Origin of the sequence: Candidatus Palauibacter sp., assembly GCF_965222475.1 — a bacterium.
Classification (GTDB): Bacteria; Gemmatimonadota; Gemmatimonadetes; order Palauibacterales; family Palauibacteraceae; genus Palauibacter.
Map to the genome: position 1 here is coordinate 449,126 of NZ_CBDCUB010000007.1, position 18,058 is coordinate 467,183.

16 protein-coding genes are annotated in these 18,058 nt (G+C 69.6%); 7 read left to right on the top strand and 9 right to left on the bottom strand.

All coding sequences use genetic code 11. The annotated features are described in order from the left end of the window. Positions 1–100 precede the first annotated feature (100 nt). The 5 genes from ACOQPP_RS13935 (at position 101) to ACOQPP_RS13955 (ending at position 6,552) form a co-directional block, all read left to right on the top strand. Positions 101–217, top strand: coding sequence for a cold shock domain-containing protein (locus ACOQPP_RS13935; protein ID WP_419165909.1), 117 nt, complete (start codon positions 101–103; stop codon positions 215–217). A gap of 104 nt (positions 218–321) precedes the next feature. Next, positions 322–3,123 (top strand): DNA polymerase I, encoded by a 2,802-nt coding sequence (gene polA, locus ACOQPP_RS13940; RefSeq protein ID WP_420636749.1) that lies wholly within the window; start codon positions 322–324, stop codon positions 3,121–3,123. Positions 3,124–3,269: 146 nt separating this feature from the next. After that, positions 3,270–4,685 carry a serine hydrolase domain-containing protein gene (locus ACOQPP_RS13945; RefSeq protein ID WP_420636750.1) on the top strand — a complete coding sequence of 472 codons (1,416 nt, stop codon included), beginning with the start codon at positions 3,270–3,272 and terminating at the stop codon, positions 4,683–4,685. A gap of 33 nt (positions 4,686–4,718) precedes the next feature. Further along, positions 4,719–5,840 carry an NAD-dependent epimerase/dehydratase family protein gene (locus tag ACOQPP_RS13950; protein ID WP_420636751.1) on the top strand — a complete coding sequence of 374 codons (1,122 nt, stop codon included), beginning with the start codon at positions 4,719–4,721 and terminating at the stop codon, positions 5,838–5,840. A 4-nt stretch (positions 5,841–5,844) separates the two neighbouring features. Then, positions 5,845–6,552 carry a spondin domain-containing protein gene (locus ACOQPP_RS13955; RefSeq protein WP_419165905.1) on the top strand — a complete coding sequence of 236 codons (708 nt, stop codon included), beginning with the start codon at positions 5,845–5,847 and terminating at the stop codon, positions 6,550–6,552. On the opposite strand, the gene ACOQPP_RS13960 is transcribed toward ACOQPP_RS13955, so the two are convergent. The 9 genes from ACOQPP_RS13960 to ACOQPP_RS14000 all read right to left on the bottom strand — a co-directional run bounded on the left by ACOQPP_RS13960 (position 6,549) and on the right by ACOQPP_RS14000 (position 15,330). Continuing rightward, entirely contained in the window at positions 6,549–6,962 is a 414-nt protein-coding gene (locus ACOQPP_RS13960; protein ID WP_419165904.1) for a PIN domain-containing protein, read from the bottom strand. The two genes, ACOQPP_RS13955 and ACOQPP_RS13960, sit on opposite strands and share 4 nt — an antisense overlap. Beyond that, positions 6,959–7,204, bottom strand: coding sequence for a hypothetical protein (locus tag ACOQPP_RS13965; protein WP_419165903.1), 246 nt, complete (start codon positions 7,202–7,204; stop codon positions 6,959–6,961). The genes ACOQPP_RS13960 and ACOQPP_RS13965 overlap by 4 nt, the downstream gene beginning before the upstream one ends. Before the next feature lie 126 nt (positions 7,205–7,330). Beyond that, positions 7,331–7,717 (bottom strand): hypothetical protein, encoded by a 387-nt coding sequence (locus ACOQPP_RS13970; protein WP_419165902.1) that lies wholly within the window; start codon positions 7,715–7,717, stop codon positions 7,331–7,333. Continuing rightward, the gene (locus ACOQPP_RS13975) at positions 7,714–8,586 is read right to left on the bottom strand and encodes a cytochrome b/b6 domain-containing protein (protein WP_420636752.1); all 873 of its coding nucleotides are present in this window, start codon (positions 8,584–8,586) and stop codon (positions 7,714–7,716) included. Before ACOQPP_RS13975 ends, ACOQPP_RS13970 begins: the two co-directional genes overlap by 4 nt. Continuing rightward, positions 8,587–9,585 (bottom strand): FAD binding domain-containing protein, encoded by a 999-nt coding sequence (locus ACOQPP_RS13980; protein ID WP_420636753.1) that lies wholly within the window; start codon positions 9,583–9,585, stop codon positions 8,587–8,589. Between the two features lie 13 nt (positions 9,586–9,598). Further along, positions 9,599–11,995, bottom strand: a complete 2,397-nt coding sequence (locus ACOQPP_RS13985) for a xanthine dehydrogenase family protein molybdopterin-binding subunit (RefSeq protein WP_420636754.1) — start codon at positions 11,993–11,995, stop codon at positions 9,599–9,601. Positions 11,996–12,008: 13 nt separating this feature from the next. Then, complete coding sequence (locus ACOQPP_RS13990) at positions 12,009–12,656, bottom strand: (2Fe-2S)-binding protein (RefSeq protein WP_419165898.1); 648 nt, start codon at positions 12,654–12,656, stop codon at positions 12,009–12,011. Between the two features lie 138 nt (positions 12,657–12,794). Then, complete coding sequence (locus ACOQPP_RS13995; RefSeq protein WP_420636755.1) at positions 12,795–14,975, bottom strand: hypothetical protein; 2,181 nt, start codon at positions 14,973–14,975, stop codon at positions 12,795–12,797. Further along, complete coding sequence (locus ACOQPP_RS14000; protein ID WP_419165896.1) at positions 14,941–15,330, bottom strand: hypothetical protein; 390 nt, start codon at positions 15,328–15,330, stop codon at positions 14,941–14,943. Before ACOQPP_RS14000 ends, ACOQPP_RS13995 begins: the two co-directional genes overlap by 35 nt. Before the next feature lie 196 nt (positions 15,331–15,526). Between ACOQPP_RS14000 and ACOQPP_RS14005 the strand changes: the two genes are divergently transcribed. Both ACOQPP_RS14005 and ACOQPP_RS14010 read left to right on the top strand, forming a co-directional pair. Then, the gene (locus ACOQPP_RS14005) at positions 15,527–16,915 is read left to right on the top strand and encodes an HD domain-containing protein (RefSeq protein ID WP_419165895.1); all 1,389 of its coding nucleotides are present in this window, start codon (positions 15,527–15,529) and stop codon (positions 16,913–16,915) included. Positions 16,916–17,445: 530 nt separating this feature from the next. Beyond that, entirely contained in the window at positions 17,446–17,841 is a 396-nt protein-coding gene (locus ACOQPP_RS14010; protein ID WP_419165894.1) for a hypothetical protein, read from the top strand. Positions 17,842–18,058 lie beyond the last annotated feature (217 nt).

The following is an 18,058-nucleotide window of genomic DNA, read 5'->3' on the forward strand; positions in this document are numbered from 1 at the left end:
ACGATAGGTTCCATCTCGATTTTCGGCGGAGCGGCGGAGTGTGCGGAGGACCGCCGCACCCGTCCGAAACCACCCATCTCAGCGGCTCGCAGGAGGCAGGATGCCATCAGGCGATATGGACGGGTACAAGACGCTCGCCGAGGGGATGGAGGTGGACTACGAGGTCACGCAGGGTGACAAGGGCCTGCACGCGACCCGGGTGACCCGCACCGCCTGACCCGAGGCACGACCACGATTCCAGGCGCCCCGCCCCATCGGCGGGGCGTTTTTTTGTTGCGCCGGCCTTTGCCACGAGCCCCTCGGCGGGACTACATGTAGGCCATGTCGACCACCTCCGGACGGGCTGCTCGCCCGTCGCTCTTCCTGCTCGATGGCTACGCGCTCATCTACCGCGCGTTCTTCGCCATGATCAACCGTCCGCTCACCACCTCGAGCGGCGAGAACACCTCGGCGCCGTACGGGATCGCGCGCTTCCTGATGCGTCTGATCGACGACCACGCGCCCGACTACCTGGGCGTCGTGTTCGACGCGGGCGACAGTTTCCGGACCGAGGTCTATCCCGACTACAAGGCGACGCGCGAGAAGATGCCCGACGAACTCAGGGCCTCGTTGCCGAGGTGCCGGGAGGTGTTCGACGCCTTCCGGGTGCCCGTGGTCGAAGCCGAAGGCTGGGAGGCGGACGACGTGATCGGGACGCTCGCCCGCGAAGCCGGCGGAGGCGGGCTGCGCACCGTCATCGTCTCGGGCGACAAGGACTTCCACCAGTTGGTCGACCCGGACACCGTCCTCCTCAATCCGGGCCGCGGCGGGCCCGCCGGGGTCGAACAGGAGTGGGTGACCCCGGAGAACGCGGAGCAGAGGTTCGGCGTGCCGCCGGAGCGCGTGACCGACTTCCTGGCGCTTCTCGGCGATACCTCCGACAACGTCCCCGGCGTACCGGGGATCGGGAAGAAGACCGCCCCCGGACTCATCCATCGGTTCGGAGATCTGGAATCCATCCTGGAGCGGGCCGAAGAGGTCACCGCCACCCGGGCGCGGAACGCCCTCCTGAAGCACGCGGACGACGCGCGGCGCTCGAAGGCGCTCGTGACCATCCGGACCGACGCGCCGGTCGAACTCGACCTCGAGAGCCTCCGCTCGCGGCCGCTCGACACCGGGAAGGCGGCCGCCGTCTTCCGCGCCCTGGAGTTCCACAACCTGCTCCGGGAACTGGAGGCGCCGGCGGCGGAAGTACGTGGATTCTCACCCGATATCGAACGGGTCGCCGACGCCGATCGCCTCGGGGAGGTCGTGGCCGGATTCGCCGGGGCCGTCCGCCTCGGACTCTTCGTCGTCGGCAGTTCGGACGATCCATTGGGCGCAGAACTCGTCGGCGTGGCGCTCGCCGCTTCGGATGCGGCGGCGTGTTACCTGCCCCTCGGTCACCGGGCGCCGGAGGTCCAGCGTGACGTGGCGGGGAACCCGGCGCTCGCCTTCGATGCCGGCGAACCGGTCGGCCTGCCGGGTCTGGGTTCGCCCGAGATGCGGGGGCTGCGGGAGTTGCTCGCCTCGGGGACCCCGAAAATCGGCCACGATCTCAAGTACGCCGTCCAGCTTCTGCGACGGCACGGTGTCGAGCTGGGAGGCGTCGGGGCCGCCGCAGCTTTCGACACCCGCATCGCCTCGTACTGTATCGATCCGGCCCGACGCGACCGCGCCCTCTCCACGCTCGCCCCGGACCGCGCGCAGGTGGAGCTGGAGACCCGCGACGGGGTCACCGGAACGGGCCGGAACCGCCTCGCCATGGCCTCGGTCGAGCCGGCGCGCGCCGCCGAATGGGCCGGACCCCGCGCCGCTCTCCTCCACCGACTCGCGAAAGTCGACGGGGAAGAACTCGAACGCACCGGGATGAGCCGCCTGTTCAGGGAGGTGGAGATGCCGCTCCTCTCCGTGCTCGCCAGCATGGAACGCGCCGGCATCGCGATAGACCTCGACTTCTTCGCGGATCTTAAGGCCCGCCTGCGACGCGACCTCGACGCGGTGCGCGAGGAGATCCACAAGATCGCGAGAGCCGAAGTCAACCTGCGCTCAGTGCCGCAGATGCGTGCCCTGCTGTTCGACCAGCTCGCGCTGCCCGTCCTCAAGAAGACGAAGACCGGGCCCTCGACCGACGAGTCCGTGCTCGAACAACTCGCGACCATGGGTCATGCACTGCCGCGCCTCATCCTCGAGCACCGGGAGCTGGACAAGCTCGATGGCACGTATGTGAGCGTGCTCCCGAGGCTGATCGACGCCGAGGAGCGCATCCACACCCGATTCAACCAGACGGTCGCCGCGACGGGCCGCCTTTCGTCCTCCGACCCCAATCTCCAGAACATCCCCATCCGCAGGGCGCTGGGACGCGAGATCAGAAAGGGGTTCGTCGCCGCACCCGGCCACGCGTTCGTGGGCGCGGACTATTCCCAGATCGAACTCCGCGTGATGGCCCACCTCTCGGGGGACGAGGCGTTCGTGGAGGCGTTCCGGGCGGAGCGCGACATCCACCGGGAGACCGCGGCCCGAATCTTCGGCGTCGAGCCCGCCGACGTCACGGCGACGATGCGGGAACAGGCGAAGACGATCAACTTCGCGACCATCTACGGCCAGGGTCCGTTCGCCCTCGCGCAGCAGCTCGGCATCTCGCGGGCGCAGGCGGGCGAGTTCATCGACGGCTACTTCGAGCGCTTCGCGGGGGTCGCGATCTACCTGGAGGAGATGAAGGAGGTGGCGCGGCGACAGGGCTACGTCGAGACGCTGATCGGACGCCGACGGTACATCCCCGAGATCCGCTCCAGAAATCCCGGGATCCGCGGCTACGGCGAAAGGACGGCGACGAACTCCCCCATCCAGGGTTCGGCCGCCGACCTCATCAAGGTGTCGATGATCCGGCTCCACCGCCGACTCGCCGACACGGAGGCGCGGATGCTCCTGCAGGTGCACGACGAGCTGCTCATCGAGGCGCCCGAAGCCGATGCGGAAGAGGTCAGCCGGGTGGTGCGCGAGGAGATGGAAGGAGGCGTCGAACTCGACGTTCCGCTGCGGGTCGATCTCGGCATCGGGCGCAGCTGGTACGACTGCAAGTTCGGGAAGAAAGCCTGGCAGTGACCGAACCGGGGCGATCCGGTCTGGTCTCCCGCTCACCCGACAGTCATCGTGGTAGTCCCGAGGTTCGCCGTACCGCAAATTGCCCGTGTCGCGCCCGTGATGGGAGGGGGACCGTCAACACCACCCGGAGCACCCTCGTCGCCTGGATGTCGTTCGCCGCGGCCTGCTCGCAGGCCCCGCCGGCCGACGGGTCCCGGCAGGAGGAGGGGGCCGAGGGGGCCCGACAGGCGGCCGTCGAGTCGGCGCTGATGCCGACCTTCACGATCCGCGGCGAGCCTGTCGCGCGACCCTCGCTCGCGGAGCGCATGGCCGAACTCGAAGTGCCCGGGGTCAGCATCGCCGTGCTCGTTGACGGCGAGATCGCGTGGGCGGGGGGCTACGGACTCGCCGATGTCGAGTCGGGGCGTCCCGTGACGCCGAACACGCTCTTCCAGGCGGCGTCCATCTCCAAGCCCGTGGCCGCGCTCGCCGCCCTCCGACTCGTCGAATCGGGTCGGGTGGAGCTCGACGGCGACGTCAACGCGTACCTCACGAGCTGGCAGGTGCCGGAGAACGGGTTCACGGAGGAGGCGCCCGTCACCCTGCGCGGGATCCTCACGCACCGGGGCGGTCTCACCGTATGGGGCTTCCCCGGGTACGGGCCGGACGAAGCGGTGCCGGACGGGCCAGCCGTCCTGGACGGCCGCGGCAACACCGACCCCGTGCGCGTCTACAAGGCACCGGGCGAGAGCTGGAGGTACTCCGGCGGCGGATACACCGTGATGCAGCAACTCGTGGCGGACGTACACGGCAAACCGTTCGCCGCCGTGGTGCGGGAGGAAGTCCTCGATCCGATCGGCATGGTCCGCTCGACGTACGAGCAGCCGATCCCGGCCGAGCGCCGGGACGACATCGCGACCGGCTACCGGGCGATCGGCGAGCGCGTCCCCGGCGGGTGGCACACGTACCCCGAGCAGGCCGCCGCCGGGCTCTGGACCACGCCGAGCGAACTCGCGCTCTACGCCCGGGAGATGCAACGCGCGTGGAAGGGCGAGTCTGCCCGCGTCCTCGGCGAAGCGCTCGCGCTCGCGATGCTGACGCCCGACGCGGACGACTGGGGCCTGGGCCCGGCGATCTCGCCGGATGGCGAACGCTTCCAGCACGGGGGCTCGAACCAGGGCTTCCGCTCCACCTTCGCGGCGTACATCGACGGGGACGACGGGGTCTTCGTGATGACGAACTCCGACTCGGGGAGCCAGCTCGCGTCCGAGATCGCGACCACGGTTGCCCACACATACGGATGGTCCGGGCCTCTCTCCGAAGAGAAGGTGCCCGTGGAGGTGCCGGCCGAGGTGCGCGAGCGCTACGTCGGCACCTATGTCGCGCCCGAACTGGGGGCCGAGTACCGGTTCGAGCTGGACCGGCGGGGGCTCGCGCTCCGGCCGGGCCCCGGCCGCGGGGTCCTGTGGCCGTTGAGCGACTCCTCCTTCTTCGATCCCGATAGCGGGCGCGAGGCCCACTTCAGCGGCGACGGAGACGAGATGACGGTCAGGGTCGGCAGCATCGTCGCGATCCGCCGCTAGCGAGAGAAGGAACGAAAGAAAGGGACGATTGCGATGACGTGGAACCAGACTCGCCGGGAGTTCGTGAAGTCCTCCGCCCGTGCCGGCGGCGCGCTGGGGGTGCTCGGCGCCTTCGGCTCGGCCGCCTGCGCGGGTGGAACCGGAGACCCTCTCCGCATCCTCATCCTCGGCGGGACGCGCTTCATCGGCCCCCACCAGGTGAAGTACGCGCTGGACCGGGGGCACGAGATCTCGATTTTTACGCGCGGACAGACCGAGCCGCCCTTCTTCCACGACTACTTCGCGCGCGTCGAACACCTCATCGGAGACCGCACGAGTGACCTGACGGCGCTCGAGGGCCGGGAGTGGGACGCCGTAATCGACAACTCCGCCTCCTACCCGAGCTGGGTCGCGTCGACGACCGAACTCCTCCGCGATCAGGTCGACCGCTACCTCTTCGTCTCGTCCATCTCCGCCTACGCCGATTTCGCCCGGGTCGGGATCGACGAGGACTATCACGTCGGGCAGCTCTCGCCGACGGAAGCCGAGGACGACGGCGGGTACGGGCCGAGGAAGGCGCGCTGCGAGCACTACACCCGCGACGCCTTCGGAGAGAGTGCGATCATCGTGCGGCCCGGGCTGATCATCGGGCCCGGCGACAACACCGACCGCTGGACGTACTGGCCGGTCCGGGTCGACCGCGGCGGCGAGGTGCTGGCCCCCAACACCCCCGCGGATCCGGTACAGAACATCGATGCCCGCGACCTCTCCGAGTGGATCGTGCGCCTCGTCGAGACCCCCGGGCACGGAGGCACGTACAACGCCACCGGCGAGGTGCAGCAGTTCGGCGCCATGCTGGAGGAGATCCGGGGTGCCCTCGGCTCCGACGCCACGTTCACATGGGTGTCGACCGAGTTCATGCAGGAGCAGGAAGTGGCGCCATGGATGCACATGACGAACTGGACGCCGCCCGAGGGGGAGACGGTCGGGATGAACCAGGTCTCGGTGGCGGTCGCCGTACAGGCCGGGCTCACCTTCCGCCCGCTCGCCGACACCGCCCGCGACACGGTCGAATGGTGGAACGCGCTCCCCGAGGAGCGCCGCGCCGAGCCCCGGGCGGGCCTCCCCGCCGACAAGGAAGCCGAAGTCCTCGCCGCGTGGCACGCGAGCGTCTGAACGCATGACCAGCCTCCTGCGGAGCCGTGCGTTTACGGCCGTCGTCGTCGTCGCCGCCGGGTGCGGCGGTTCAGGGACCGAGCCGGTCTCAAGGCCCGATCCGGAGCCCGAGCCGCCCCCCCCGCCCGCCGCGACCACGGCGACGTACCGGGTAGCTTTTGAGGCGACGTGGAGCGCTGCCACGCACCCCACCAACTTCCCCGGCGGCGCGCATTTCTCGCCGCTCATCGGTGCCGTGCACAACGACAGCGTGACCTTCTGGGCCCTGGACGGAACCGCCACGCCAGGGATCGAGAGCATGGCCGAGACGGGAGGCACCAGCACTCTGGCCGCGGAGATCCGCGCCGAAATCCCGGCACCTGCGCTGGCGGTCATCAACGGGTCCGGGATCCGCAGCCCCGGAAGCACGACGATTCAGGCGATCACCCTGCGGGAGGACTTCCCGCTCGTCACTCTGGTCACGATGATCGCGCCCAGCCCGGACTGGTTCGTGGGTGTGTCGGGACTGTCGCTGCGGAACGAGGAGGGAAGCTGGGTCGAGGAACTGCAGGTCGTGCTGTATCCCCTCGACGCCGGGACAGACAGCGGCCCTGCCTACACCTCGGCCAACGACGATACCCAACCGAAGGAGCCGATTCGCGGCCTGAAGGGCGAACGCCCATTCTCCGATGAACCCATCGGCACGTTCACGTTCACTCGGACCGACGGTTAGCTGCCGCCCGGTTGCCGGCCGACCGCCAGCACGCCGATCCTCCCGACACGCTCGAAGTGCGCGTCCGCAGTGAGCACAGTTGAGCCCGTGTGCGCGGCGCAGGCCGCGATCCAGACGTCGTTGACAGGTATCGGTGTGCCGGCCCGGCGCAGGTCCACCACGATGTCGGCGTAGCACGCAGCCACGTCGTCGTCCACGGGCACGACCTCAACTGTCGGACTGGCCAGGAAGTCCGACAGCCGAGCCTCCTCCTCCGCTCCCCCGGCGCCCAGCCTGAACCCGGCGCGCAACTCGCCGAGTACGATCGCCGGCACGCCGACCCAGGCCGCAGCATCGAGGATCATCCCGCACCGCCGGTCCCCGCGCAGGGCATCGATGTACGCCGACGTATCGAGGCAGTAACGGCTCACCGCCACATGTCCTCATCGATTTCGTCGAACTGCCTCGTGGCTTCCTTGAACTCGCGGAACTGCTCTTCGCTCCATACGCCCACGAACCGGGCCAGTCCGTTGGATCGCGTCGTTCCGACCCCCAGCCCCTGCTTCAGCAGATCGATCACGGTCTGATTGAGCGACTGGCCGCGACGACGCTTCTCGGCATCCAGCGCGCGCCCGAGTTCCGGCGGAATCTTTCTCACGGTCAGGGTCTTCAACGGACACTCCATATGCATTCATTTTCTTACATCAATTGCTGCAATATCATGGCATCGGGGTGGGACGGTCAACGACCGGCCCGATCAGCTTGATGACGCAGTGAGAGGAATGTTGACCGGGTTCGATCAGACGACGTCGTCGAGCAGGAAGAGGTCGGTGAGGAGTGCCCGCACGTGGGTGGAGGCGTTGAGGTTGTCGATCAGCTGCGAGCTGATCGTCTCCTGGGCCATGACGAGCCGCACGGCCGCCCCGGCCTTCGCGGCGTCCGCCGAGGTCACGTCGATCACGTCCCGGTAGGCGCCTGCGGGCTCCAGGCCCTCCGCCTCGAGGAGGCCCGGAAGATCGTCCGCCAGCGCCCTCAGCGCCGTATCCGCCTGGCCGAGGAAGTCGCGGAGCTGCCCGCCCACCTTCGAAGCCTCCTCGCCCGCGGCGCCCAGCGCGGCGTACGAGAGGAAGAACTCGTACGTCTTCTCGAGCGACTCGATGTGGGCCTTGAGATCGGCGCGGTTCAAGCGGGAGCGACCGCGTCCGGGTCCGCCGCGGGAGCCTCACCGCAGGTTTCGGCGTCCGCGCGCTCCGACCCCAGCCGCCACATGGCCGGGTCGTAGTGCTCGAGGTACTCCTCGCGCGTGATCCAGCCCTTGATCATGGAGCGGGTCATCCAGCGCTTCTCGGGCCGGATCGCGAAGTACACGTGGGCGATGACCATCGTCACGAGGCCGACCCCGCACAGGCCGTGCAGGACGAACACCAGCCCCCACGTCGAGTCGGACAGGAAGTACGGGTTGCTCGCCCAGAACCAGGTGTCGACCCCCACCATCATGAAGATCCCGGTGACGATCACCCCGATCGAGACGAGCGTGACGGCGTTGTGGTACGCGCGCTGGTCGAGGGGGTACTTGCCCGACCGCTCTTCCTTGGCCGGCTGGCGCCGGAGAAACTTCCCGATCGATTTCAGCGCCTGCCCGATCTCCTTCCTCCCGATCCACACCGACCAGAAGTCCTGCTTCATCGTCGCATGGATGATGTGGTAGATGATGAGGAGGGTGAGGACGATGCCGGCGATCCAGTGGATCGTGACCCAGGCGAACTGGACGCCGATCACGGGGAAAAACGCCGTGACCAGAAGTGTGAGCATCGTCGTCGCCATGAGCCAGTGGAACGTGCGCGACGCCGATGAATGGCGCTCGACCCGCTCGGGCACGTCGGCCGGCGGCTCCGGCGCGGTCTTCGGGGCCCTGGGCGCCATGATCCACAGGTACAGCTGGTGCCCGACGACGAACGCGAACCCGGCGATGGCGGCGGCCCAGAGCAGATCCCAGGCGACGCCGACGAGTACCTCCTGGCCCCAGGGATTCGGCGCCGTTCTGAGGATCTCCATTTACGCCATGTCTCCTCGGACCGCGCGCCGTACGAGATTCCGCGCGAGCGGTACCTTGTAGTCGTTGTGGCGGAGGGGCCGGAAGCCGCGCGTGGCCAGCTCTCCGGCGGCGAGGCCGGTGTCGTCGTTCGCCGGCGCTCCCTCGACGAAGGTCTCGACGTCGCGCAGCCGCACGGGCGTCGGCGCGATGCCGTTGACCGCGATCCGGGCGCGCTCGATCGTCCCGTTCGATTCCACGATGGCGGCGGCCACGCTGGCCAGCGCCCAGTCCCACGACTTGCGGTCGCGAACCTTCTCCCAGTAGAAGCGGGCGTCGGCCCAGTCGCCGGGGATGCGCACGTGCGTGAGAAGATCTCCCGGCTCCAGCACGGTCATGCGCTCGATGTCGATCGCCGGGCCGATGAAGAAGTCGTCGGCCTCGTAGACGCGCTCGCCGGCCGAGTTCCGCACCATCATCTGCGCGCCGAGGGCGATCAGCGCCCCGGCGGTGTCGGACCCGTTCACGGCCACGCAGCGGCTCTGCCCCGTGACGGCGTGCTCGCGGTTCATCGAGCGGGGCGTCCCCGCGTAGCAGATGTTCCCGCCCGCGCGGTAGCACGGCCAGCCGCCCCGGTAGTACCAGCAGCGCGTGTCCTGGATGAGGTTGCCGCCCAGCGTCCCCTGGTTGCGGATCTGCGGCGTCGCCACCTCGGCGGCCGCCTGGGCCAGAATGCCGAAGCGCGACCGCACCTCCTCGCTTGAGGCGATGTCGCGGAGCGAGGTCATGGCGCCGATCTCGAGCCCATCGCCGCTGGCGCGGATCCCCCGCAACTCGCTCACCGCGCCCAGTTCGACCACGACCTCGGGCCGCTTGATGCGGTCCTTGAACCAGTCCAGCGAGTCGAGGCCGCCGGCCAGGACCCAGGTGTTGTCGCGCCGGTCGAGCACGTCCAGCGCCTCGTCCACGTTCGTCGGCTGGAAGAGCTCGAACGCGGGCATCATGTCGCGAATCACGGCCATCGTTCTTCTCCCCTCAGCTATGAATCTCGGTGAGTTCGTGGGGCTGCGCTCTCCCCTCCAGCTCAGCCAGGATCACGTCGGTCGTCAGCGGGATCCGGCACAGGCACCGGCCTCCCAGCGCGTCCGCGATCGCGGAGGCGACGGCCGCCGATCCCGCGCCCACGGGCGGCTCGCCGATCCCCTTGGCGCCGATCGGCGTCTGCGGATCGGGCTCGCCCACCGCCGCCCAGTCCATCGAGAGCGGGACGTCGAGCATCCCCGGCGGTCTGGCGGTATAGAGCCGGTGCGCGAAGGGCACGCCCCATTTGGGGTCGAACACCCATTTCTGGCTCCGCGCCTGGCCGAAGCCCTGCACGCCGCCGCCGTGGATCTGGGCCGCGAGGCTGCGCGGGTGGACCACCACGCCGCAGTCCGTGGAGCCCGTGTAGTCGACCAGCCGCACATCGCCCGTTTCGACATCGAGTTCGACGACCGCGAAGCCGACGACCCAGGACCACGTCGATCCCTCGTGCGCGAAGTTGTCCCTCGCGACGCCCATCAGCCCCTGCCCGGCGAGGGCGGTGGCCGAGGAGAGGGTGGCGTCGTTGATGTCTTCCGGCAGTGCCTGGCCCGAGTACTCGCCCCCCATGGCGATGGCGCGCCCGGCGGCCTGCGCGAAGCTCATCGAGCCGCCGGGCCCCGTGACGCGGCCCCCCGCGACCCGATAGCCGCTCGCGGCCCCGCCGAGACTCGCGGCGGCGACCTCCCGCAGCTTGCGCTTCATGTCCAGCGCCGCCGCGTAGTTGGCCCGCGTGTGCGCGTGGATCGTCTGGCTCCCCGCCTGCACCGAACTGTACGGCAGGTGCTGGGAGCTGTCGCCCCAGATCACCGCGCAATCCTCCCACTCGAGGCCGAGTTCATCGGCCGCCGCTCGAGCGGTGTCCGCCATCGAGTGCGTCCCCAGGTTCCCGATCCCCTGGTGGACGTACAGCTTGCCGTCGGGACGGATGAGGAGGAGGCCGTCGAAGCCCGACGATCCCCCCACGTAGGGGCTGACGCCCACCCCGACGCCCGTGACCTTGGTGCCGTTCCGCTGGCCGCTGAGGGCCTGCTTCCCGGCCCAGTCGAACTGCTCGGCTCCCACCTGGATCGCCTCGCGGACGAAGGCGCTCGTCGTCGTGCCGCGCTGCGGCCCGAACGGGGAATCGTGCGTCGGCGCGTTCATCTTCCGGATCTCGACCCGGTCGATCCCCAGCTCCCGCGCCGCCTTGTCGATCAGCGGCTCGAGCATGGCGACGATCTGCGCGCCGCCCGGCGCCCGCTGCGCCGCCCGCGGCGGCGTGTTCGTGTACACCGTGATGCCCCGGAAGCGCATCGCGTCCGGCTGGTACATGAGGTCGGCTACGGAGCCGGCCGTGATGTAGTCGCTCGACCGGCCGTACGGCCCGTGGTCCTGGACGATGTAGAGGTCGATCGCCGTGATCTTCCCGTCGTTGCGGAACCCCATCTTCGTCCAGGCCTGGAAGCCCGGCCGGCCGCGCCCGATGTAGTTCTCCTCGTAGCGGTTGATCCGCATCATCACCGGCCGCTGGATCTTCTTCGCGAGGAGCGCCGTGACCTGGTAGATGGGGGCGCCGGCGATCTTGGACCCGAAGCCACCGCCGCAGTACTGGCCCACGAAGACGAGCTCCTCGGGGTCGAGGTTCAGCTGGCCCGCCATCGCCGTGTGCGTGCGCTGCGTGCTCTGGGTCGACCCGTACAGGTAGCAACGGCCGTTATCCCAGTAGGCCATGGAGCTGCGGGGCTCCATCGGATGGTGCGTCAGCGACTGGTGCACGATCGTGTCCTCGAACACGTAGTCCGCCTCGGCGAAGGCGGCGTCGAGGTCGCCGTGCTCCCACTCGTCGGTCGGCTCGCCCATCGGCAGCCGCCCCTCGGCCTCCGCCGCGTCGAAGTCCGCCTGCGACCACTTCATCGGGACGACTTCCCGCCCGCTCTCCCCGAAGCGAAGCACGTTGCCCTCGAGACGGGCATCCGACCCGCCGGGGCGTAGGCTCTCGAGCGGATCGATCGAGAACGGGAGCGGCTCCAGATCGATGTCGATCGCCTCGATCGCGTCCGCGGCCGTCGTCTCGTCCACCGCCGCCAGCGCGAGGATCGGCTCGCCCACGTACTTCGGCTCATCCGTCAGCGCCGCTTCGCCGGGCGCGTCGGGCTGGTTGACCTCGCTCGCGCGCAGGATCCCGAACACGCCGGGCATTGCGAGCGCCCGGCTCGCGTCCACGCTTCGCACGCGCGCGTGCGGCATGGGGCTCAGGAGGAGCTTGGCGAAGACCATTCCCTCCGCGCGGAAGTCCTCCGAGTACTTGGCTCGTCCCGTGACTTTCGCGCGCAGGTCCGGCGGCGAAATGTCCTGTCCGATCAGTGCCATTGTCGCCCTCCCCTCACACCATGCGCCGCGCGTATTCGGCGGCGCGCATGGCGGAGTCCAGGATTTTGTTGTAGTCGCCGCAGCGGCAGAGGTTGCCCGACAGCGCGTAGGCCGTTTCCTCGCGGGTGGCGTTCGGATTCTCGTTGGTCAGCGCGACCATGCTCATGATGAAGCCGGGCGCGCAGAACGCACACTGGAATCCGCCCTCGTCGATTACCGCCTGCTGCACCGGGTGCAGCGTCCCGTCCGGGCTCTCGAGCCCCTCGATCGTCGTGACCGAGCGGTCGCGCACGGCGTTCGTCAGCGTCGAACACGAGTAGTGTGAGACCCCGTCGATGAGCACCGTACAGGCGCCGCACTCGGCGCGGTCGCAGCCGAGCTTGGTGCCGGTCAGACCGAGCTTGTAGCGCAGCGTCATCGCCAGCGTCTCCTGCGGCAGCACGTCGACCGAGCGCGAAACGCCGTTGACCTCCAGCGAGATCATGCGCGGCATCGAGGCCTTGACGACCGTACTGGCCGAAAGCGGGTTCCGGGCCCGGAACAGGTACCCGGAGGAGGAGGCGACGGCCCCCGTCGCGATGACCCCCTTGATGAACGTCCTGCGGGAATGGCCGGTGGAGGGACCCGGAGGGGTCGCGGTCGTGATCTCTGCGTCACTCATGGGCGAACCTCAAGCGGGAGATCTGTAAAATGCCGTGCCCGGCGCCCCGAGAGTGGGGCGCGACAGCCCAGCGTAAATCCTGTCATCCCCCGCCCGCCATGACAAGGCTTCCGGTCCCCCACCGGTTCCCCTTCGGGGTCAGAGGATCCCCCGGATCCTCGGGTCCAGCGAGAGGAGGACCACCCAGCCTCCCTCCCCGGCCGATCCTCCGCCGAGACCGCGCGCCACGTCGATCCGGAGGAGGTCGTAGAAGAGCCCGAGCCCGAGCCCCGCCGAGGCGCGCAGCCCGGCGCTCTCGCCGACGCCGAAACGCCGCGCGGCCGCGGCGCCCGCCGTCCCGAGCCCGGTCCATCCCACGGCGCCGCGCGCGCGCAGCCGCACCCAGGGCGAGGCGAGGCTGCGCGACACCTCGGCCCGCCACAGCCCCATGCGGTCGCCGCCCCAGCCGCGAAACGCGTGGCCCGGGAGAGAGCCCCGGCCGCCGAGCAGGAAGAGCCGCTGGGCCGGGAGGTCCCCGCCCGCGGCGCCGAACTCGATCTCGCTCGCCCATCCCCACCCGCCGCCCAGGCTCTCTCGCGCGGCGCGCAGGGCGACCGTCGCCCGCCCGAAACCGAAGTCGCCGATGGCCCCAGTGGCCGCCTCGCCCGCGACGTCCAGCCCCCAGCGCGCCCCCAGCCCGCGTCCCAGATCCAGCTCCACTCCGGCGTCCAGGGCCGCCAGCTCCCCCTCGTCCACCGGTCGCACCGGACGGAGTGCCCCCTCCCCGAGCGGTGTCGTCCGCACCACGAGGCCCGCCGCCCGGTGGCGCTCGGCCGACACGCCGACGCGCCAGCGGGCCGAGCCGGTCTCCCGGACGAGGCCCGCGCGCGCCCCGTCCGCGAAGTACGGATCCTGGTAGTCCTCTCCCTCGACCAGCAGGGCCAGCGTCTGGAGCGCCCCGGAGGCCACTTCGCGCCCCACGTCACGGTTCGCGCGCAGCCAGCCCTCGACTTCCAGCTCGAAACGTCCCAACCAACGGCGGAAGGCGACGCTGGCCTGCGGTCTCGCCTCGCCCGCCGCGAAGCCTCCCCACAACGAGAGTTCGGTCAGATCATCGATCCGGTAGGCGCCTCCGGCCCCGACGAGAAGCCCCTCGGCGCGCCGCGCCCGGATCGCCCCGGATGCGTTCGGAAACCAGAGCTGGAGCCGCCGGCCGCCGAGCAGACCCTGCCTCGGGAGAAGCCTTCGGGCGTCGAGGACCGCCCTTTCGAGGTCGCGGCCGGCCCGTTCCACCAGCCGCCCGAGGTCATCCCCCGTCAGGCCACTCTCGACCCCGGCGCCCTCGAGAGGGCCGCCGTAGAGCGAGGTTTCCCAGCCGTCGAAGCGGGCCAGATCCTCCTCCGGATACGCGTACACGTACTGGCCCGGACCGAGGCTGAAGGCGGACGATTCATCGAAGTGGTAATCCAGCACCCTCAGACGCGTCCGGATCAGCGTCTCCAGTGGAAAATCGAGCCAGGGAAGCGAGCGCGTGATCTCCAGATCCTGTTCGACCGGAAGCCAGTGGCGCCCCTCCCACAGCGCCGAGCGCAGATCGACGACGATCCGGACGAGTTGCCGGTCGAGATAGGCGTCGGGCGTGAACGTGAGCCGCATCCGCGCGATGGCGCCCGTGGCCCGTTCGAGGAAGAGCGAACCGACCACCGCGGGGGTCCCGCTCTCCCGCGGACGGACCTCGAGTTCGAACACCCGCGCGCTCCGGCCGCGGATCCGGATCTCCAGGGAGTCCGCGAGCCGGTAATCGTAGAAGTCCCCCGCCCCGGTCCCGGCGGGGTGAAGGACGTGCTCTACCTCGTACCCGTCTCCGATCCGGATCCGGTCTCCGAAGTTGTCGAGGACGAGGAAGAGATGGTCGAGGTGATACTGGATGTTCGTCGGAAGGCGGAGTTCGCGGCGACGCCCGACGATCGTCTGCACGGTGCGGTCCGGCGCCTGCCAGCGGACGTCGAGGGCGACCTGGTCGGCCCGGATGACGTGCCGCTGCCCCCGGAAGTCTCCGATGTAGTAGAGGTGGCCCTGCGCCTCGGCCCGGAATCGCTCGAGCGAGCTGTCGGCCCATGCATGCCGCCGCGCTTCGATCGCGCGCTCGATGAGAATGAGGGCCGCCTCGGAGTTCCAGCCATCGAGAGCTGCGACCTCCGCGCCCTGGACCTCCGCGCCCGCAGCCTCTGACGCCGGGATTTCCTGAGCCCCGGCAGCGGCGGCGATGCAGAGCGCCGCCAGCGTGACCGACACGGCCCGCGCGTCAGCCGAAGAGATCCTCCTGCCCCTCGCTTCCATCGTCCGGCTCCAGAACCCGACGGAGTCTGCCCGCCCAGTACTCGACGTCGAACCCCTGCTCGTTCTTCAGCATGCGCTTGAGGACCGGCGACAGCTCGCGCAGCGCTCCCACGAGGTCCTCCGCGATGGAGCCGGCCTCGGCGGCCCGGGCTTCGTCCGGGAGCGACGCCATGTCGTGGAGGATCGAACCCTCGGATCGAGATGCGGTGACCGGCTTGGATCTCGTGGAGACGAACACCTCCGTCCGCCGGCCGGGTCCCCTCCCTTCCTCGATCGGGAGCAATCCGACGATCTGGTCGGAGCGCCAGTACTTCGCGTACCCCAGGTGGACCATCCGGTCGCGCTTGATCTCCACGCCGCCTCCCGTTCAACCTGCTCCCGCTCCGGAGGCCGTCAGAGGAAGACCGCCGCGGGCGGGATGAGCCCGACAGCCAAGGGCGGAAAGCTCGCGAAGCCCCGGCCCGCGCCGCAACCACCCGCCGCAGGAACCGCGGGTGAAGGCGCGTTTGATTGCCCGTTGACCTCGCACCGGAACATCTTCACGCGATTCCATGACGAGACCACGCACGATCCGCGATCCCCTGTGGGGGAACATCCACGTCGAAGCCGACGCGGCCGAGATCCTCGATGCGCCCCAGTTCCAGCGACTGCGGCGCGTCAAGCAGCTCGGTTTCGCGCATCTCGTGTATCCGGGCGGCGTCCACAACCGTTTCCTCCACGCGCTCGGGGTGTACCACCTCGTGTCGAGGGCGATCTCCTGCCTCGAACGCGACGGACACCTCGCGCCCCTGGATGGGGCCGAACTCGACGAACTGCCGGTCGTGCGCCTCGGTGCGCTTCTTCACGACGTCGGGCACTACGCGTTCTCGCATGCGGTCGAGGAACTCGGGCCGAAGTCGATCCCGGGCGATCACGAGGAGATCGCGACGCGCTTCATGGCGGCGGATCCGATTCGGCGGGTCCTCGAGCGCTACGGGCCGGACGCCGCGGCCCGCATCGGGGCGCTCATCCGCGGTCGCTCGGGTCACCCGCTCCAGGGGCTGATCTCCGGGTCGCTGGATCTCGACAAGATCGACTACCTGCGCCGCGACGCGCTCTTCTGCGGCGTGCCCTACGGGGCCGTGGACGTGGACCGGCTGCTGCCGGCGCTCGCGGTCGCCCGCGAAGGCGATGGGCGGCCGCTCGAACTCGCGGTGAGCGAGAAGGGGCTCAGCGCGCTGGAGACGCTCCTCTTTTCGAAGTACCAGATGTACCGGAACGTCTACTGGCACCACGCGGTGCGCGCCGCGACGCTGACCTTCGTGCGCCTCGTGCAGACGGCGCTCGACAACGGCCTGCTCTCCCCCGAGGACCTCGCCGGCCCAAGCGACGAGGAGCTGCTGTCGCTCATCGGCCGGCGGATCGAACGGTCGGCGACGCACCGCGGCCACGACCCGGCGTCGGCGCTCGGCCGCGCCGCGAAACTGCTGCGGGCGCTCCTCGACCGGCGTCTCCCCAAACGGCTGGTCGAACTGACCGGCGATCAGCTTCCGGACCGCCTGTCGTCCTGGCCGTCGCGGCGCGGGGACCTCGTCGCGGCGCTCGAACGGCGCATGGCCCGGGAGTGGGGCCTCCCCGAAGGGTCGGTGATGCTCGACTATCCGAGCTATCCCGGCATGCTCGAACTCAACCTGCTTCTGGTCCGGACCGACGGGACCGTCCGGCGCCTCACGACGCTAGGCGAGCGCGGCCTCATCGACATCCCGCGGCTGGGCCGCTCCCTGCACCATTCCGCGCGCGTGCTCCGCATCTTCTCCTTCGAACCCTCGGCGCCCCGCGACCCCGGGCCCGTCCTCGCGCTCATCGAAGCATCGGAAGAGGAGGTAGAGGCCCGCCTGGATACCGGAGTCCCGCTCCTGGCGGCCCGTGGCAAGACCCGGCGTCAACGCCGAGAGCGGTAAGGGGCTCGCTTGACACGGAGCGACGAGGGAGCACGGCAGCGGGGCATCCGTGCTGTTCTCGACGGAACCCATCCGGGCTGTGGGGGGTTCCTCGACCATATGCTCCGTTCATGATGTCATGCCCTGCACACGTAGGCGACCCATGCGAATCATCATGGTGGGGGCCTGTCGGTCCGAAGACAGAACCGGCGTTCTGGACACCGCGGTGTTTAAGCCGCCCACCGCGGCCCCGCCCTTGCATCAGCGCCCGCGCCCGGGCATGCCGATCGCCGTGACGCGGATGGGCATCGCGTTCCCGCGCGTAAGCGTAAGGAGGGTCCTTGTAATAACGCTTCTTGCGGTACCGCTGGTGGGCAGTCTGCCCGGACGGCTGGCCGCGCAGGGGTGCGCCGTTGCGGCGAGCGGGGGTGGAGCGTTCCCGATCACCCATAACCTCACTGGGCGGCCCGACAGGTCAGGTTTCCTTGGCGTGGACTTCGGCTGCCAGACAGGACGAGTACGCCTGGGGGTCATCTGGGGACCTGCACGGTGTGAGCCGTAACGGCGCGTCCTGGTTCACTTCCAATTCGGTGGCGATCACCGGTCTGCTCGGCCGTGTTGGCCGGGAGTTCTCCATCGCCGGCGGACCTCGCGCACCTTGGGTCGAACTGGCCGCCCTGGCCGGCCCCACTTGGACGCGGGGAGTTTTCGTGGAGGCTCTGCTTTTTGATCCGCCACTGAAATCGCGCTACGGCGATCCCGGATTCGCCGTCGGTGCCGCCGTGCGGATGGGATTGCGGCCCGCACGGGCCCTGTCCGTCTTCCTTGAATCCGGTGTCCGCTACAACGGCGTCGGGATTCGCTTTAGAGGCTACAACATCCCCACCGACGCGTTCGAATGGCTGCTGACGATACCTTTGGGCGCAGGCGTGCGGTGGTCCTTCTGAAACGGAGCGCCCACACACGTTGAGAGACGTGGGGGCCATAGGGAACCCCTCCGGGTCCGGCGCAGCATCATGTGATCGAGGAGCGACGCGGAGCGAAGCGTTTCGGGCGAGATGCAGCGCCGCTCGAACGTAGCGAGGCTTTCCCACGGGTGCCGGCGCAGCGGCCCGCGCGCAGAGCCATCTCGTCGCTCGGTCGCGCGCGGGGCCGCCGATGCGG

Bases quoted from the DNA above. Each gene is read 5' to 3' on its own strand.
- ACOQPP_RS13980 (WP_420636753.1), bottom strand. From the start codon at position 9,585: ATGGCCGTGATTCGCGACATGATGCCCGCGTTCGAGCTCTTCCAGCCG.
- ACOQPP_RS13935 (WP_419165909.1), top strand. From the start codon at position 101: ATGCCATCAGGCGATATGGACGGGTACAAGACGCTCGCCGAGGGGATG.
- polA (WP_420636749.1), top strand. From the start codon at position 322: ATGTCGACCACCTCCGGACGGGCTGCTCGCCCGTCGCTCTTCCTGCTC.
- ACOQPP_RS14005 (WP_419165895.1), top strand. From the start codon at position 15,527: ATGACGAGACCACGCACGATCCGCGATCCCCTGTGGGGGAACATCCAC.
- ACOQPP_RS13955 (WP_419165905.1), top strand. From the start codon at position 5,845: ATGACCAGCCTCCTGCGGAGCCGTGCGTTTACGGCCGTCGTCGTCGTC.
- ACOQPP_RS13985 (WP_420636754.1), bottom strand. From the start codon at position 11,995: ATGGCACTGATCGGACAGGACATTTCGCCGCCGGACCTGCGCGCGAAA.
- ACOQPP_RS13975 (WP_420636752.1), bottom strand. From the start codon at position 8,586: ATGGAGATCCTCAGAACGGCGCCGAATCCCTGGGGCCAGGAGGTACTC.
- ACOQPP_RS13995 (WP_420636755.1), bottom strand. From the start codon at position 14,975: ATGGAAGCGAGGGGCAGGAGGATCTCTTCGGCTGACGCGCGGGCCGTG.
- ACOQPP_RS13950 (WP_420636751.1), top strand. From the start codon at position 4,719: ATGACGTGGAACCAGACTCGCCGGGAGTTCGTGAAGTCCTCCGCCCGT.
- ACOQPP_RS13990 (WP_419165898.1), bottom strand. From the start codon at position 12,656: ATGAGTGACGCAGAGATCACGACCGCGACCCCTCCGGGTCCCTCCACC.
- ACOQPP_RS13945 (WP_420636750.1), top strand. From the start codon at position 3,270: ATGTCGTTCGCCGCGGCCTGCTCGCAGGCCCCGCCGGCCGACGGGTCC.